The organism is Mesorhizobium sp. M4A.F.Ca.ET.020.02.1.1 (genome assembly GCF_004022645.1).
GTDB lineage: Bacteria > Pseudomonadota > Alphaproteobacteria > Rhizobiales > Rhizobiaceae > Mesorhizobium.
Genome location: NZ_RZOI01000078.1, coordinates 1 through 14,081, shown reverse-complemented (window position 1 = coordinate 14,081; position 14,081 = coordinate 1). Strand labels below are relative to the sequence as shown.

Sequence of the window (14,081 nt, the reverse complement as noted above, 5' to 3'; positions counted from 1 at the left end):
ACCTTAAAGCGTGCAAGGCTTGGCCGGCGCTGCATGTCGGCCGGCGTGTTGGTGGCGATGGGCTGTGACGTCCGCGTTGCCTCGCCGAATACCGAATTTCTTCTGCACCTAACCGCCGACCAGCCTGACCATCGGGAACGGTGGACGATCTTTCGGCACCTCGAATCGATGCGTCGCCTGCGGTGGTCGGATCAGCAGTATCTCAACGTCATTGCCGATGCCTCTGGAGCCGATCTGGCCGAACTCGCGATCGAAGCCGCAAAGGACGAGCTGCAACCGCTCGCCTGGTGTCTTGCGCGCGGTCTCATCCATTCAATCGAGGTGCCGAAATGAAGAAGCCAAAAAACCGGCCTGTGACGCTCAACGGTGGTCCGCCACGCCCGAGGAAGCATGTCACCGTCAAGCTCAACGAAACAGCAGTTGAGCGCCGCCTACGCCGCGCCAGCGAGGAATTCCGCCACCAGCGCGACCTCGATGCTTGGAAGCGCACGAAATGAAGAAGCCCGTCATCGTTGATCAGCGCCAATCCGACCTCGCCAAGATCGATGTCGAGATCAAGCGCCTGGACCAGTTGCTGACCGGCAAAAAGGACATTCTCGCGGCCGACGAACGCCAGGCACGTGCTCGATCAAGACTGGACGATGCAGCAGCGGCTGAAGGGCGAGATCAGCGACATCCAAGAGTTGCTCGGAAAGCAGCGAGATCTTCGCTTCAAGGTCGAATTGGGCGAAGAGCTAAAGCAACCTGCGCCAGCGGCTCCGGAGCAGCATCGGCCGTGGAAGATAGACGAGAAGCTTTCGCAATCGGCGGCGCCAAATTACCCCACGGTGTCGCGCAAGAGCCTTGCCGACGACGACTCCACTTATCTGGATGCTCACAAGGCGTTCAAAGCATATTGGACGGCGCGCTGGGCTGATCATTTCCGAAAAGGCGGCCTGCCGGCAGATTTGAAAATAGACCTTGAGTTCGCCTCTGCTGTGGAAGGCACCATCGAGGCAAACCACTATTGGGCAATGGCCCGATGCATGGCCATCGAGGCACGCCTGGATCACCTCGAAAACCAGACAGCCGAGCTTGAGAAGTCGGGCGTTCGATATGGTGGTGTCTACCAGCGCGCCAACACCTACAACCGCGGCTCTGTCGTCACTCACCTTGGCAGCGCATGGGTAGCCATCAAGGATGCCGACGTGGGCGTGACGCCCCAGGATAGCCCAGACATCTGGCAGTTGATGGTCAAGAAAGGCCACGATGGAAAGGACGCCACGCGATGACGGAAGAGCAGATCAAGCTGATGTGCCAACGCGCCGTCTTGGCCTTCGTCAATCACTTCGAGCGCAAGCCGACCAAAGCCGAACAGGCAGCGTTGGTCTCATGCCTCACCCGTATCGCTCTCGAGCCGAACGCACCGACGACGGAACTGCACTGATGCAGGCAGCCAACAACAACGCGCCGAAGGGACGACCCCGTGGGGGGTACTCGCCTTTCAAAAAGAAAACACATCGTCTTACCGCTGGGGCCGTTTTCTTGTCAGCAAAATGAGCGAAACATTCAAGGACTGAAAAACTAGTGCCGAAGAACCTCAAACTGGTAGCCGACAACCCGCCCGCAACCGGTGCGCCACCCAGGCCGCTCGGCAAGCACGGGATGGCTTTGTGGCAGGCAGTCCATGCCCAATATCAGATCGAGGATGCGGCCGGCGTCGAGTTCCTTCTGCAAGCTTGCCAATCGCTCGACAGGGCAGAGGCGCTGAAGGAACAAATCGACGCTGACGGCGCGGTAATCCGCACCAAGACCGGCTTGAAGGATCATCCGGCTCTGCGGCACGAGATCGCCGCGAGATCCTTTGTTGTGCGCACGGTGGCGCGGCTCGGCTTGGATATGGAGCCGATTCATAGCGGCCCTGGCCGGCCGGCTGGTCCTGGCTATAGGGGCTGAGAAGATGGCGACGAAGCGCACGCCACTGAACCGCGGTGCAAAGCGCAGGATCTCTCCTGATGCGGTGGCAGCATTCCGGGCCGGTGACCACCAGGCGCTCGCTACCGCGCTCGGGCTTCTGCCCTGGCAGCCAAATCCGCTCGACGTCGATGCACCATTGCCGCCGGCATGGGCGAGCAGCGGCACCGCATGGGCTCAGGCCTGGCCGGAAGCCTTCAGTCTTCGCCAACAGTTGGAGGCGGCACGCTGATGCTGGTTGCCGGCTACGCCTGCCGCTACGGCGTTTGCACCAACGATAATTTCGTTGTCGCTGCCGGCGCCTTCACTCGCCTGATCGAGCGGGGCTTTTCGCCGAGAATGCTCTTCGCGCATGATGGCGAGGACGTGGGCAAATGGATCAAGATCACCCAGGACGAGCACGGCCTATTCGTCGTCGGCGAAGTGGTCGACAGCCAGGTGATGGTAGAGGTTGACGCCGGCCGGTGCCGCGGGCTGTCTCTCGGCCGTTTTGTTGGCGTCCGAAAGCCGATTGAAGGTGGCGTGTCGCTCTGTGTTGCAATCTCGGCGCTGCCGGAAATCTCGATCGTCCACCGGCCCGGCAACCTCGGCGCCCTGATCGAAGCCATCTGCGCGGGGGCCTGCTGATGTCTGGCCTGCCACGTCACCCAACGCGCGGAAGCTGGGCTAACCCGCAACCAGTCACCGCGCCGACCGTCCCGGATGTTCCCACGGTCCAGGTCACGCTCCCGACCTCGGCCTATGGGCAGACGCTGCCAGCGGTTTGGGGCAAATGCAGATTGCCGGCCGCCTATATCTGGGTGCCGCCGATCCTGACTGTCACGTCGACCCACATCGAGTTCTGGGACACGATCACCACGACGACAAGCTTCATGTCGTGCCGGCTGCGCTTCGCCCGTCCGCTTGTCCCCAATTCCACATGGACGCTGAGGAAACTCTACGCCAATGGCAAACTCATCTACGACGCCACGCAGTCCTATCGGCAAAAGGGCCTGAAGTTCCGCGCCTACGATGGCAAGAGCACCCAAGGCCGCGATCCAACCATGGTTGCCGAGGAAGGCGAAACCAACGTCTCAGCGCACCGTGGTTACCTGGACATCGTCATAACGGATTTCGATATTCAGGGCCTGGGCGCGCCGCCAGTCTTCGAGGCGGAATGGATTCAGGACGGCGCAAACTCGCACAATTACCAAATCTTTACGACCTTCGCAGGCACACCCAATGCCCGCGATCTAATTCCGGTTTGGGATCAACAGAAGCTTTACGGCTTCGACGACACGGACATTTTCCTGTATTCGATCCCCGCGGCGAAACAGTACTTCACCTTCGATCGCGAGTCGGACATCTACAATTATTACCGGGTCTTTCGATACAGCCGAACCCTGGACCGGCTGTTCTATTTCGCCAGCTTCACCGGCACCAGCGACTGGGATGCTGTGTTGTGCGACGGAAGCACAGGCGCCGTTATTGCAACGTCTGGGGACTCGGCGACAAGCAGTTCGCTGGTAGACGGTTGCCTTGTCGATGTCGATGCCTCAACCGCGCTCGTCGTCGGCTTCGGCCAGAACGAGCAAGTTTTCTGCTATCGCCTCACCATCGACACCGTGACCAGGCCCTACCAGTCGACGGCGAGTTGGGAGGGTTACTCCGACATTCAATGCCTCACGCCGGGCCCGGTGAGCGGCAGCGATGGGGTGTTCTACCTCTGCGCCGACAATGACCTTGTGAAGGCGACGTTCACGAGCCAGGGGACGCTCAAAAGCACCTCTGTCCTGGCGACGTTCGCCGACGCGCTCCGCTATGCGGTTTATGATGATGGCGATCTCGTGGTGTGGACCGATGCCGCCACAGTTTCCCGCGTCGATGGCGCGACTGGGGCAATAGAGTTCACCAAGTCGGTTCCCTATCAGATCGAGGCAATTGGCACGCGCGATCTAGGCCCGCCTGATCTGCAGCGTTTCGTCGACGAACTCTACTTTTTGCCAGTCGGCGGCACGACATCCTATTTTACCGACCTCGACCTCGGCACGACGCGAAGCATCGCAGGGGCGAGTTCGACAGATTCTTACTATTTCGACGGCCAGACCGATCAGATCATATCGGAGACGGCCGGTGGCATTCCGAGGCGGCTGACGTTTGTTCCCGGTGGCGGCGACCTTCGGTTGTTGAGCGATCTCCTCACCGATTTGATGGTTCATGGCGGCGGTTTCGATCCCTCAGATATCGTTACCGAGGGCATCGACGATCTCATCCAGGGCGCGGTTTTCGATATTACGGCAGGCGCCCGCGACATCGCCCGCTCAATTTGCGAGCCGTACTCAATCGCAATTTTTGAAAGGTGAAACCATGCTGCTCTCGACAGGATCATTTTTCAACAATCCGAACCAGGGCGGCGGAGGCGGCGGCGGGAGCGATCCCTACTTCGCCAATGTCGTACTGTTGCTCGGCTTCGAAGGCTCTGACGGCGCCACCAGCACTACCGACGAGAGTCCATCAGCGCATTCCTTCACATTCAACGGAAATTCGCAGCTCGACACCGCTCAGGCCGCTTTCGGGGTGTCTTCCTGCCTGTTCGACGGCACGGGGGATTATCTATCAACCCCCGATCACGCCGACTGGCTTCTTTCCTCGGCAAATTCTGACACGTTCACGATCGAATTTTGGATCAGGGCGCATGGCAATGTCTCGAACCAGCGCGTTATGGGGCAGGCGCCGGCCGTAGGAAACTGGAGCTGGGACATCAACTCGTCGTTTAGCACCGGGAGCGGCACTGGCGACGTTTCATTCCGATATACCAGCAACGGATCCACAGCGACGGTCTTAACATCTGCCTCGATGTCGCTCGATGCTTGGCATTACATCGCCGTGTCGAAAAACTCAGCAGGCAAGATCCGGCTCTGGCGGGATGGCACACTCGACGTGAGCAACACGCCGGCCAACTCGGCGATGTTCAACTCCACTGGCGCATTCGAGATAGGCCGCAACTTCGCCACAGCCAACCTGAACGGCTGGATGGACGAAATCCGTATCACCAAGGGCGTCTGCCGCTATGACACGGATGAATCGATCACGGTGCCGACCGCGGCTTTCCCGAGAAGCTAGGTCGGCCACCAATGACCAGAGCCGAGCGAAACATCGAGTGGATCGAATACTGGTGCCGAGTCCCCGAAGGCAAGGACCTCGGCCAGCCGATCCGCCTTCGCGAGTGGCAGAAGGACGATCTGCGTAAGATCTACGACAACCCGGCCGGCACGCGCTTGGCGATAATTTCGTTCGGCAAGAAGAACGGGAAGACCTCGCTGGCCGGCTGCCTTCTACTGTTGCACCTTTGCGGGCCTGAAGCGATCCCCAACACGCAGCTTCCGAGCACGGCTCAGAGCAAGGAACAGGCCGCGGTTCTGTTCAACCTCGCTGCGAAAATGGTTCGGCTGAACCCGGACCTCGATCGCGCCATCATCATTCGCGACACGATCAAGCAACTATTCTGTCCGGGCCTGGGGACGCTCTACAAGGCGCTCTCGGCCGACGCCTCGACGGCGCATGGACAGTCGCCCATCTTCGCGGTGCACGACGAACTCGGCCAGGTGCGCGGTCCGGTTTCGGAACTGTACAACGCGATCGAGAACGCCATGGGCGCGCACGATGCGCCGATGTCGGTGATCATCTCGACACAGGCGCCGAACGATGGCGATCTGCTTTCCATCCTCATCGACGACGCGCTGGCCGAGCATGACCCGCATACCGTCATCAGCCTGTATACCGCCGGCATGTCGGTCGATCCGTTTTCCGACGAGGCCTTGAAGCAGGCTAACCCGGCTTTCGACGACTTCCTCAACGCCAGCGAGATCAGGAAGCAGGCGGAGAACGCCAAGCGCCTGCCGTCACAGGAACCGCTGTTTCGAAACTACACGCTCAACCAGCGCGTCGAAGCCTCGAGCCCGTTTATCTCACGCGCGGCCTGGCTCGAATGCGGCGCCGCGGCTGGCGACTTCAACGGCCGGCCAGTCTATGGCGGGCTCGACCTCAGCGAAGTGTCGGACCTCACCGCATTGGTGCTTGTAGCGCCCGTGGGGGGCGTCTGGAGTGTCGCCCCGACGTTCTGGCTTCCAAGTGTCGGCCTGCGGGAGAAAGCGCGCAGCGACCGCGTGCCATATGACGTATGGGCGAAGGAAGGGCACCTTGCCACGACACCGGGGCCAACGGTCGATTATGAATATATCGCCGCCGTCATCGCCGATGTGTTCGATCGGCATGACGTCCGCAAGATCGCCTTCGATCGCTGGAACTGGCGGCACCTGAAGCCCTGGCTTTCCAAGGCCGGCTTCACCGATGAGCAGCTAGAGGGCGACAAGGCGGTTTTCGAACCGATGGGCCAGGGTTTTCAGTCGATGTCGCCGGCATTGCGAGAACTGGAAAGCGCCATCCTCAATAAGAAGATCGCGCACGGAAACCATCCCGTTCTCGGCATGTGCGCGGCCAACGCCACCGTCCAGACAGACCCCGCCGGAAACAGGAAGTTCATCAAGCGCAAGTCGCATGGCCGCATCGACGGAATGGTCGCGCTCGCCATGGCGATGTCAGTTGCCAGCACCTACCAGGAAGCGCCGGCCGCGAAACACCAGATGTTTTTCGTTGGATGAAGATGATGGCCAAGCGAGAGGACAAGCGCAGCCCGGAGGCAGAGGCCTACAGGAAGCTCTATGCGACAGCGCGATGGCAGCGCATTCGGACGAAACAGCTAAACGATCATCCCGTTTGCCAGCGCTGCCTGCAACGGGGATATGTGACGATCGCCACCATCTGCCACCACGTCGACAAGCGATCGAAGCGCATAGATTTCTTTGCCGGGCCATGGCTTTCGGTTTGCCAGCCCTGCCATGACGGGCCGATTCAGCAGGAAGAGGCGATCGGCTATACGAACGAAATCGGGCTGGACGGCTGGCCAACTCACCCATCCCATCCGGCCAATCGCAAGAGGTAGATGGCGCCTAGCACGACGTGGTATGCAATCCATCAATCGCTGAGGGATCGCATGACCGTCAATACCAAGTCCGCACTGATCCTCGCTGTTGCCATAGTGGCGGCAACGGGCCTGTGGATCTACTTCTCACCGTATCAGACTTGTGTCCGCGCCATCGCGGCAAACGGCAACGAAACGCGCAGCGCGCAAATTTCTTGCGCCAACATGACCAAGTAAAATCAGCCGGCGAGCGCCAGCCCGATCCCGATTCCCAGGCCCATGGCAACGCCATGGGCGAGCTTGTTGGTGATGGCGAGGACGAAGAGGCGGACGGCAGCCGAAACGTCTGTACGGGGCTGCTGAAGGCGGAGCAGCGCCTGCAGTTGCGGACAGGCGGAAGGCCCTATTGGTTCAAGCGCTACGTCGCTTCGAAAGCGCTTGCCATAATTTCGTTTCGTCCGTGATCCCATTTTGGAAAAGGTCGAGGACCTCATCTGCGAGAGCTTCCCTCTGTTCCCTGTCTTTCTTGGCAAGGTAGCGCTCGTCGCACAGTTGGTTGAACACCCGCTGGAGCAAGTCCAGATCAGCGGGATCAAATATGCCGCTGTGGCGATGCCATGGCATTGCCGTCCTCAATGCGGGTTCCGGGTCAAGGCTGTCGGCCAGCGGTCGTGGATGTGGGGGGGGCGGCCGCCAGGCCTAACCAGCAAAACGGGGTAGGTTTGCCGGCTGACTGCGCATAATAGCACAGCTCATTAGAGGCTGCTAATTTATTCAAATTGTCTGCAACGCGGGGTGACTTCCCTGACCGTCTTCAATGGCTCATGTTGCCTTGTCGACCAGCGGCGTCTTCCGCTTCGGCGCCACGTAACTGGTGACAAGCCGAAGCGTGTCCACGTTCACCGTCACCGGGACGCCAAGGTTCACCCTCACCAAGTCCCCGTCGATATGGGTGACATCGCCGATCAGCTCGATCGGCTGGCCCTTCTTCACCTTGGACGTGCGGTCGACGATCGAGTGCGGGAAGCCATAGGACGGGATCGAGACGCTGACCCGGTCATCTGTTACGCGTCGGCGCACGGTCGCGGTGATGGCGACCTCATCGCCGACCTTGATGCTGCCCTTCGCCATGAGAGGAGTCTGGCGCAGCTGATGCCTTCGTCAAGCGCTTGCTAATATTGAACGTGGAACGGGCGTCACCACTCCTCTTTCTGGGTCAAGAGAAATCTGCCGTCCAACCCCTCAATCGGCGGCGGGTTTTTCTATGGGTAATGTGCTATGATTCGGCGCATGGGAAAGAAAGCGAAACGTAAGGCCAAGCAGGCGATTGAAGAGCCAAAAGAGGGCGAGCTTGCGGAAGCAGCCTATTACGCGCGCAAGGTCGGCATCACCATACAGGAAGCCGCCAAGATCATCCGGGAAGCCAAGGCGCCGAAGCTATCGATCGTCCGTAAGGACGGCAAGAACCCCGTTTGATCGATCCGGGCGCCGCTGGCAGTCGGTAGTGAAGCCTTGCGAGACACACGCCAAGCCGAACACGAACCCGCCGCGCCGGCCCACAAAGAGAGACCGATAACCCGCCGCTGGGTGTGCCCCCACACCCGCGCGGCGGGCTAAGGTGACCGGCGCCTTTTCTCGTGGGGGAGAATTGCCTGAGCCTGGCGCCGGTCTGGCGAACCCATGGTCCGCCGCATATGCCAAATCGGCTAAACTACCTCGAAAGGCTATGGCGTGATCGCGTAAGCCATCACCGGCACTGGAAGATATCGCTTCACTCGACGCGGTCATCAAAGAGATGTCGACCTAACGTCTCCGACGGAAGAAACCGACTTTTGGCCCTGTTGTGCGTGCTAACAAAAGACTGCATTCTTACTTTGCCCATGGAGCCCAGCTTCTGGGACACGGCCCGGCCCGCAAAATCCTGTGTCACCTCGATAAGCGAGCCGGGCTGTGCGGGGTTCCAAAATCGCATTGGCAGCCTGTCATCCCTTATAAGCGGCCGATCGCGCCTTCCATCAAGAAGGCACCCAGCGCGCTCATCAGAGCTTCGGCGCTGTCCCTCTCGAGGTGAAGCTCGATCTCTTCGTCGTCTTCCGTGATCAGCAGCAACTTGCCTACCAGCGGGTTGCGCGAGATGACCACTATATCGTCATCCTGATAATCGGCTTCCCTGGCCATAAATCGATCCTTCTTCTTTGATCGCGCCAGCATGCAGCGGGCCAGAGGCAAGCGCCAGAGCGCGCCGGACGCTTCGGCGGTGTAGGACAGCGGCCAACGGAAACGCGCGTCTTGGCAGGCGCCAAGGGGCTGTCCTATATCGACCCGATGGCGAAGGGCTGGACGTATCAATCTCTGATCGACGCGAAGATGACGATGACGGCCTTCTGTCACCACGCGCCGTGCAATCACAGCCAGAAGCTCGACCTCCCCAAGCTCCGCGATCGGTTCGGCCCGGATGCTCCCGCGATGGCGGACGATATCATTCCGAAGCTGAAGTGCGCCAAGTGCGGCGGCAGGAAGGTGGGGACGATCTACACGCCCGACACCAGCCCCAACGCCTATAGCGGCAACTCGCGAAACAGAACGTAGGCGCCAATGCCGGCCATCAGCAGACACGCGGACATGCCGACCATGTCGCGTTGCCTGTAGCGCCAGACGGCTCCGGCGAGCACAGAGGCGGTGATTGCGGCAATGTAGAGCGGGACGGCGATCAAGAAAATGCTGCTGCCATGAAACTTTGCCTAGCGGCTATTTCTCCCGGCGCTTTCGGGTCTTCAGGCAAGCCAGCGAAAACATCTTCGCCGTTTAGCCATCGCCGCTCGATTGTAGGATCGGCCAGGGTTCGTTTCAAAGCGGCCTGGAACTCGTAGGCCCCAGGTACCAAACCAGCGTGGACCAGTGCGCATTCTAGAGCGACAACGAAGATACCGCGAATGCCGTTTATCGACATCGGCGTCGGAATGTCCTCGCCGCTCAACTCTACGTAGGAACGGCGGCAGATGTCTGCGTCTGCTGACATCGCTGTCCGGCAGGTGTTCGGACGATTTTGATAGTTAGAGCAGAGCTTATCTACCAGCGCCGGGCATGGTGTGACCGTGTCCCCTCGTTGGTCAAAGCTGAGATGGCCGAATTGGCTTAGGCTCTCGTCGAGTCTTGTAGAAAACCCCGCCTTTTGGCCGGCTGGCACCGTGTTAGCGAAGTGGATAACCTCAGGAATTGAGGCGGCCACCCATACCGTGCAGCAATACCAGCACCCCTTAGAACAGGCGATTGAATGATAGCGCGCAGCTTTCTGCGTGCTTTTGTCGATGAGCGGGTTCATGAACCCTAGGATTGGGGCCACGCTGCCAAATCTGCGAGCCTGTTCTACAGCTGAGTAAGTGCGCCGAATGAGCGATCCCATCATCTCTGGGGAAAGGTCGTCCAAATCGATGCCGGCATCGATTTTCCTTGCGTGCTCCTTGTCAGCTCTACGCCTATCAGCTCGGTTCATTTCTCCTCAACCCCTTTTGGAAACTCCTTCCGGATCCGCGTAACGACCTTCCGAACTTGGCTTCGTGGCGCCCAATGACGCCGTCCGAAAGTATCTTCAAAACCAACGTCGCCGATATCGTCATCTCTGAGGCTCTGGTGTCTGAAGCCGAGCCGAACGCTGAGCGTCTCGCCGACATCGAGTTTCGCAGGCAAACCTCCGCTGAATGGCCCTTCAGTAAAATCGAATTCATTTGGAAAATTTGCTAGCGGATTCAGTAAACCGTATTGGCTGCCGACTCTAAAAAGAGGCCTTAGGAAATGAGGAAGGCTCCCTTGTTCTTCCTTCATACGAACGACAGCCGCGTAAAGCGTGACGGCACCGGGGCCGTAGTTTGTAGCATTGAGGTTCAAGAAGGGCGGCGATTCCCCTGCTTTGGAAATTAAATTCATGACCGAAAACGCCGTCCGCACCTTGGCCTTCGGATAGATGAATTTCGACCATACATTCCAGATGAAGCCAGCCGCCGAAATACAGGCCGACAGAAGACTGATGAGCAGAGCCCAATCCGCTGTTGTCACTGGCTGATCCCCCTGCGCACCACCATCATTCAACTTTTGGTCGCGCGCAAGCCATGTCCCCGCAAGGGGAGTGCTTGACGATTTCAGCGAACGGGAACATCTTGCCAGGCGGAGCTTCACAACTCCCGCTGATCAGGCTTGCCGGCCTGTAGGCAACCAGAGCGATGGCGAGGCGATCCTTGCCGGGATCATATCCGCCATCGAAACGAACGCGCACACGCCGTGAGCGCGACCGGCGCACTATGTCGGGAAGGCCACGGCTATGCAATAGCCCGCAAGGGTAAAGGCCGTGGCGCACAGTCTCTGGCTGTGTTGTGAACTTCCCGGCGCCAGTGCTGCCCGCTGGCAACCGGCCTTCACAAGCCGGCAAATCCAGAGAACCAACATGACCTATATCGCAATAGGGCTGCTGCTTGCCGCAGCGAGCCTCCGCACGCGCCTTGCGCGCTCTTCCCTGGCCTTCGTGCTCCTCCGAGCATCCAACGCGCTCCTAGACCTTGGCTGCAATGCGTTGGACAACTTGGCGGAGGATCGCCGCCATGGATGATCTGCAGCTTACGAAGAAGGCGGAGGCCTATATCGATGCGTCTCGCCAACTTGGCGACACGCAACTGCTCACCCTGCAGGTCGACCGCACCAGCCGCAAGTCGCTGGCCGGCTCGATCGAGGCACTGATCGACATGCTGGACGATCTATCACCAGATCCCGACCTCGAGCCGTGGCTTGGTGCGCCAGAGTGGCGAGGGCAACCGAACTGGACCGAAGCAGCATCTACCGATGGCGAGGACGATGCTGGCGAGAATGCTGAGACCGGGGATGGTGACCTCGAGCCCAACGGGGACGAGCGCGACGCCTCTGCTACGGCATCATGGGCCAAGGGAGGCCATTGGGACGAGAACGTCGAGGACGAGAACGAGCACGGCGGGGACATCCTAGACGAGCCCCATGACGACGGCATCTTCGGCGGCTGCGATAATGAGCCGTGGCTCGGCTGGGGCAACGACACAGGGCAACCCGGCACCGACGTTGAGAGCGTGAAGGACGTCCAGGACAGCCCGGATTACGGCTGCGGCGGCTTCACTGGCGAAGGTAAGGACATGGCGCGGCAGATGCTTCGCACCGGCCGCGGCAGGCGTCCAGAGCCATCCCTGACGATCGTCGGTCCGGTGGTCACTGTCCCCGGCTGGAATGGTCCGCTATCGTAATATTATAACGCATGCGAAACGATGGCCCGGAGGCTTCGCTTCCGGGTCTTTTGTTTCGGCTGTTTCCCCTGTTTCGGCTTCTATGTGGGAGGCACAGACAAGGGCTCGGGAGCTTCGGCTTCCGGGTCTTTCTTCTGTCAGCGCCTGTCAGGGGAACGTGCAGGGAACAAACGAGTGGTTTCGTGTTCCATCCGTGTTCCACGGAGTGAGTGGGAGCGTTTTGTAATGTGTGTAAAAACAATGTGTTAGGTGAGGGCGTGTTGCAGAGCCTTCGCAACACGTTAGGCGAGGGGCGGTTTCGCCTAACTAGCTGTTTTTGCTTGCTTAAATTGCTGGCTGGGGAACCTGGATTCGAACCAGGACTAACGGAGTCAGAGTCCGTGGGTCTACCGTTAACCTATTCCCCAGCAGGCGCGGTCGGTAACCGTGCGAAGCGGGCGGCTCAAGCGCCGCGAGCGCTGCCTTGTAGCCGCCGCCGGAAAATAGTCAACCCCGCGCCGCGTTTCAATCGCAGCTTTTGCTCACTCTGGCTGGGAGTGGCTGGAAGCCCGGCTCAGCTCTCGCTGCGGCCAAGCTGCGAATGCTCGAAGAACAGCACCACGCCAAGCGCAATCAGCAGTGGGATAATCAGGTAGAACAGGCGAAACACCAGGAGCGCGGCCAGCACGCCGACCGGGTCCATGTGCGAGAGGCCGGCGAGGAAGACCACCTCGAAGACACCGAGCCCGCCCGGCGCGTGCGAGATTTGCGCCACCGAGAAGGATACCAGGAACACGCCGAGGATGACGAAATAGCCGGGATTGCCAGTGGCCGGCAGGGCAAAGAAGATGATTGCCGCGGCGGCAAGCAGTTCGACCGGGCCGATCAGCAACTGGCGTGCGACGATGGGCAGCGCCGGATAGTGCAGCTGGAAGCCGCCGATCCTGAGCGGCTTCAGGTGCAGCCAGCTGCCGAAGATGTAGGCGCCGACCAGGATCAGCATGGCTAGCCCGGCGGCACTCGCCGCCCGGTGATGTGGCACGCCTGAGAAACGGTCGATGACCTCGGGCTCCAGCACCAGCACGAGCCCGCCGAGGAAGATGCTGGACAGCACGAAGGTGATCCAGCAGATCGCCACGAGAACGCCGACATCCTGACCGGTCAGCCCCCTGGTGCCGTAGGCGCGATAGCGGATCACGGCGCCCGAGATTACCGAGCCGCCAATGTTGTGCGACAGCGCGTAGGTTGTGAAGGAGCAGAAGGTGACGAACAGCCACGACACTTTCTTGCCGATGTGGAGCAACGCGATGTGATCGTAACCGGCAAGCGAGGCGTAGGCGATCACCGAGCTCAGCGCCGCCAATATCCAGCCGCGCGCGGGGATCGCTACGATGCCGGCCCAAACGTCGTCGAGCGAGATGCCGCGCAGTTCGTGGATGAGCAGCCACAGCGAGAACACCACCGCCGCGATGCCGACGACCGGCCAGAAATAACGCCTCCAGTTCATGGCGTTGCCATCATGCGTTGCGGCTCATTGGTTGATGTTGCCCGGCCCTCTCGGTCCCTCTTTTGAGACATGCCTGATTGAAGCCGGCTATTCAACTGCGAAGCCGTCGCAGCCGCGGCATCGGCAAAATTCGCCGCATGCGCTCTTGGTGATCCCGCGTGGCGCTGTTAGTCTGGCGGCAACTTGAAACAATGAAAGCGCCTGCTGCGTCCGTTCCCGGTTCGCGCGGTGCCGGAAGGAACGACAGTGGAAGACCACGACACCGGCGCTCGCGCGCCGGAAGTGGGCGTGTCCAGGGCTTCGCCGCCCGATTCGGCGGGCCCATCCGCGGGGCGGCATCATGATCGCCATGCGGGGCCGGGCGGCAGATATGCCCCGGGTGACGCCCAGCAGCAGAAAAGCAAGAGCCGCAAGCGCCGCAAAC

The 14,081-nt window shown here is 60.2% G+C and carries 22 protein-coding genes and 1 tRNA gene; 16 read left to right on the top strand and 7 right to left on the bottom strand.

From position 1 onward, the window contains the following. The first annotated feature begins 33 nt into the window (after window positions 1-33). The 13 genes from EN742_RS08255 (at window position 34) to EN742_RS37960 (ending at window position 7,377) form a co-directional block, all read left to right on the top strand. Window positions 34-333, top strand: coding sequence for a hypothetical protein (locus EN742_RS08255; protein WP_128332656.1), 300 nt, complete (start codon window positions 34-36; stop codon window positions 331-333). Further along, window positions 330-497 carry a hypothetical protein gene (locus EN742_RS37985; protein WP_189375239.1) on the top strand — a complete coding sequence of 56 codons (168 nt, stop codon included), beginning with the start codon at window positions 330-332 and terminating at the stop codon, window positions 495-497. Before EN742_RS08255 ends, EN742_RS37985 begins: the two co-directional genes overlap by 4 nt. Window positions 498-620: 123 nt before the next feature. Beyond that, window positions 621-1,271 carry a hypothetical protein gene (locus tag EN742_RS08250; protein ID WP_128332655.1) on the top strand — a complete coding sequence of 217 codons (651 nt, stop codon included), beginning with the start codon at window positions 621-623 and terminating at the stop codon, window positions 1,269-1,271. Beyond that, window positions 1,268-1,426: a hypothetical protein gene (locus tag EN742_RS37980; protein WP_189375238.1), complete on the top strand. Its 159-nt coding sequence runs from the start codon at window positions 1,268-1,270 to the stop codon at window positions 1,424-1,426. The genes EN742_RS08250 and EN742_RS37980 overlap by 4 nt, the downstream gene beginning before the upstream one ends. 140 nt (window positions 1,427-1,566) lie before the next feature. After that, window positions 1,567-1,935, top strand: a complete 369-nt coding sequence (locus EN742_RS08245; RefSeq protein ID WP_128332654.1) for a hypothetical protein — start codon at window positions 1,567-1,569, stop codon at window positions 1,933-1,935. Window positions 1,936-1,939: 4 nt separating this feature from the next. Then, on the top strand, window positions 1,940-2,185 hold the full coding sequence (locus EN742_RS37975) for a hypothetical protein (protein ID WP_189375237.1): 246 nt from the start codon (window positions 1,940-1,942) through the stop codon (window positions 2,183-2,185). Continuing rightward, window positions 2,185-2,580 (top strand): HK97 family phage prohead protease, encoded by a 396-nt coding sequence (locus tag EN742_RS08240; protein ID WP_189375236.1) that lies wholly within the window; start codon window positions 2,185-2,187, stop codon window positions 2,578-2,580. Before EN742_RS37975 ends, EN742_RS08240 begins: the two co-directional genes overlap by 1 nt. Further along, window positions 2,580-4,295 carry a hypothetical protein gene (locus EN742_RS37970; protein ID WP_189375235.1) on the top strand — a complete coding sequence of 572 codons (1,716 nt, stop codon included), beginning with the start codon at window positions 2,580-2,582 and terminating at the stop codon, window positions 4,293-4,295. Before EN742_RS08240 ends, EN742_RS37970 begins: the two co-directional genes overlap by 1 nt. Window positions 4,296-4,299: 4 nt before the next feature. Next, on the top strand, window positions 4,300-5,055 hold the full coding sequence (locus EN742_RS08235; protein ID WP_189375234.1) for a LamG domain-containing protein: 756 nt from the start codon (window positions 4,300-4,302) through the stop codon (window positions 5,053-5,055). An 11-nt stretch (window positions 5,056-5,066) separates the two neighbouring features. After that, window positions 5,067-6,593, top strand: coding sequence for a terminase TerL endonuclease subunit (locus EN742_RS08230; protein ID WP_128332651.1), 1,527 nt, complete (start codon window positions 5,067-5,069; stop codon window positions 6,591-6,593). Then, on the top strand, window positions 6,590-6,934 hold the full coding sequence (locus EN742_RS08225; RefSeq protein WP_189375233.1) for an HNH endonuclease: 345 nt from the start codon (window positions 6,590-6,592) through the stop codon (window positions 6,932-6,934). Before EN742_RS08230 ends, EN742_RS08225 begins: the two co-directional genes overlap by 4 nt. Window positions 6,935-6,985: 51 nt before the next feature. After that, on the top strand, window positions 6,986-7,150 hold the full coding sequence (locus EN742_RS37965) for a hypothetical protein (protein WP_189375231.1): 165 nt from the start codon (window positions 6,986-6,988) through the stop codon (window positions 7,148-7,150). A gap of 53 nt (window positions 7,151-7,203) precedes the next feature. Then, window positions 7,204-7,377 (top strand): hypothetical protein, encoded by a 174-nt coding sequence (locus EN742_RS37960; protein WP_189375229.1) that lies wholly within the window; start codon window positions 7,204-7,206, stop codon window positions 7,375-7,377. A 358-nt stretch (window positions 7,378-7,735) separates the two neighbouring features. On the opposite strand, the gene EN742_RS08215 is transcribed toward EN742_RS37960, so the two are convergent. After that, window positions 7,736-8,044, bottom strand: coding sequence for a hypothetical protein (locus EN742_RS08215; protein ID WP_128332650.1), 309 nt, complete (start codon window positions 8,042-8,044; stop codon window positions 7,736-7,738). A gap of 147 nt (window positions 8,045-8,191) precedes the next feature. Here EN742_RS08215 and EN742_RS08210 point away from each other — a divergent pair, with 147 nt between their 5' ends. After that, window positions 8,192-8,389 (top strand): hypothetical protein, encoded by a 198-nt coding sequence (locus tag EN742_RS08210; RefSeq protein ID WP_127422078.1) that lies wholly within the window; start codon window positions 8,192-8,194, stop codon window positions 8,387-8,389. A gap of 513 nt (window positions 8,390-8,902) precedes the next feature. On the opposite strand, the gene EN742_RS08205 is transcribed toward EN742_RS08210, so the two are convergent. After that, the gene (locus EN742_RS08205; protein ID WP_128332649.1) at window positions 8,903-9,091 is read right to left on the bottom strand and encodes a hypothetical protein; all 189 of its coding nucleotides are present in this window, start codon (window positions 9,089-9,091) and stop codon (window positions 8,903-8,905) included. Between the two features lie 111 nt (window positions 9,092-9,202). Here EN742_RS08205 and EN742_RS08200 point away from each other — a divergent pair, with 111 nt between their 5' ends. Next, a complete protein-coding gene (locus EN742_RS08200) occupies window positions 9,203-9,502 on the top strand; it encodes a hypothetical protein (RefSeq protein WP_245492271.1) in 300 nt (99 codons plus the stop codon). Here EN742_RS08200 and EN742_RS37955 read toward each other — a convergent pair. The 3 genes from EN742_RS37955 to EN742_RS08190 are packed head-to-tail and all read right to left on the bottom strand — an operon-like array spanning window position 9,472 to window position 10,966. Further along, window positions 9,472-9,627 carry a hypothetical protein gene (locus EN742_RS37955; RefSeq protein ID WP_189375227.1) on the bottom strand — a complete coding sequence of 52 codons (156 nt, stop codon included), beginning with the start codon at window positions 9,625-9,627 and terminating at the stop codon, window positions 9,472-9,474. The two genes, EN742_RS08200 and EN742_RS37955, sit on opposite strands and share 31 nt — an antisense overlap. Continuing rightward, a complete protein-coding gene (locus tag EN742_RS08195; protein WP_128332648.1) occupies window positions 9,624-10,406 on the bottom strand; it encodes a YkgJ family cysteine cluster protein in 783 nt (260 codons plus the stop codon). The genes EN742_RS37955 and EN742_RS08195 overlap by 4 nt, the downstream gene beginning before the upstream one ends. Continuing rightward, window positions 10,403-10,966: a hypothetical protein gene (locus EN742_RS08190; RefSeq protein WP_128332647.1), complete on the bottom strand. Its 564-nt coding sequence runs from the start codon at window positions 10,964-10,966 to the stop codon at window positions 10,403-10,405. The genes EN742_RS08195 and EN742_RS08190 overlap by 4 nt, the downstream gene beginning before the upstream one ends. A gap of 539 nt (window positions 10,967-11,505) precedes the next feature. Here EN742_RS08190 and EN742_RS37950 point away from each other — a divergent pair. Next, window positions 11,506-12,171, top strand: a complete 666-nt coding sequence (locus EN742_RS37950) for a hypothetical protein (RefSeq protein WP_189375226.1) — start codon at window positions 11,506-11,508, stop codon at window positions 12,169-12,171. A gap of 333 nt (window positions 12,172-12,504) precedes the next feature. Here the strand turns inward: EN742_RS37950 and EN742_RS08180 are convergent. Continuing rightward, window positions 12,505-12,578 (bottom strand) — tRNA-Gln (locus EN742_RS08180). Between the two features lie 146 nt (window positions 12,579-12,724). Continuing rightward, window positions 12,725-13,657 (bottom strand): lysylphosphatidylglycerol synthase domain-containing protein, encoded by a 933-nt coding sequence (locus EN742_RS08175; RefSeq protein WP_127406368.1) that lies wholly within the window; start codon window positions 13,655-13,657, stop codon window positions 12,725-12,727. Between the last annotated feature and the right edge of the window lie 424 nt (window positions 13,658-14,081).

Coding starts and splice junctions, on each gene's coding strand:
- EN742_RS08255 (WP_128332656.1), top strand. CDS start 34: ATGTCGGCCGGCGTGTTGGTGGCGATGGGCTGTGACGTCCGCGTTGCC.
- EN742_RS37985 (WP_189375239.1), top strand. CDS start 330: ATGAAGAAGCCAAAAAACCGGCCTGTGACGCTCAACGGTGGTCCGCCA.
- EN742_RS37980 (WP_189375238.1), top strand. CDS start 1,268: ATGACGGAAGAGCAGATCAAGCTGATGTGCCAACGCGCCGTCTTGGCC.
- EN742_RS37975 (WP_189375237.1), top strand. CDS start 1,940: ATGGCGACGAAGCGCACGCCACTGAACCGCGGTGCAAAGCGCAGGATC.
- EN742_RS08240 (WP_189375236.1), top strand. CDS start 2,185: ATGCTGGTTGCCGGCTACGCCTGCCGCTACGGCGTTTGCACCAACGAT.
- EN742_RS37970 (WP_189375235.1), top strand. CDS start 2,580: ATGTCTGGCCTGCCACGTCACCCAACGCGCGGAAGCTGGGCTAACCCG.
- EN742_RS08235 (WP_189375234.1), top strand. CDS start 4,300: ATGCTGCTCTCGACAGGATCATTTTTCAACAATCCGAACCAGGGCGGC.
- EN742_RS08230 (WP_128332651.1), top strand. CDS start 5,067: ATGACCAGAGCCGAGCGAAACATCGAGTGGATCGAATACTGGTGCCGA.
- EN742_RS08225 (WP_189375233.1), top strand. CDS start 6,590: ATGAAGATGATGGCCAAGCGAGAGGACAAGCGCAGCCCGGAGGCAGAG.
- EN742_RS37965 (WP_189375231.1), top strand. CDS start 6,986: ATGACCGTCAATACCAAGTCCGCACTGATCCTCGCTGTTGCCATAGTG.
- EN742_RS37960 (WP_189375229.1), top strand. CDS start 7,204: ATGGGCGAGCTTGTTGGTGATGGCGAGGACGAAGAGGCGGACGGCAGC.
- EN742_RS08215 (WP_128332650.1), bottom strand. CDS start 8,044: ATGGCGAAGGGCAGCATCAAGGTCGGCGATGAGGTCGCCATCACCGCG.
- EN742_RS08210 (WP_127422078.1), top strand. CDS start 8,192: ATGATTCGGCGCATGGGAAAGAAAGCGAAACGTAAGGCCAAGCAGGCG.
- EN742_RS08205 (WP_128332649.1), bottom strand. CDS start 9,091: ATGGCCAGGGAAGCCGATTATCAGGATGACGATATAGTGGTCATCTCG.
- EN742_RS08195 (WP_128332648.1), bottom strand. CDS start 10,406: ATGAACCGAGCTGATAGGCGTAGAGCTGACAAGGAGCACGCAAGGAAA.
- EN742_RS37950 (WP_189375226.1), top strand. CDS start 11,506: ATGGATGATCTGCAGCTTACGAAGAAGGCGGAGGCCTATATCGATGCG.
- EN742_RS08175 (WP_127406368.1), bottom strand. CDS start 13,657: ATGAACTGGAGGCGTTATTTCTGGCCGGTCGTCGGCATCGCGGCGGTG.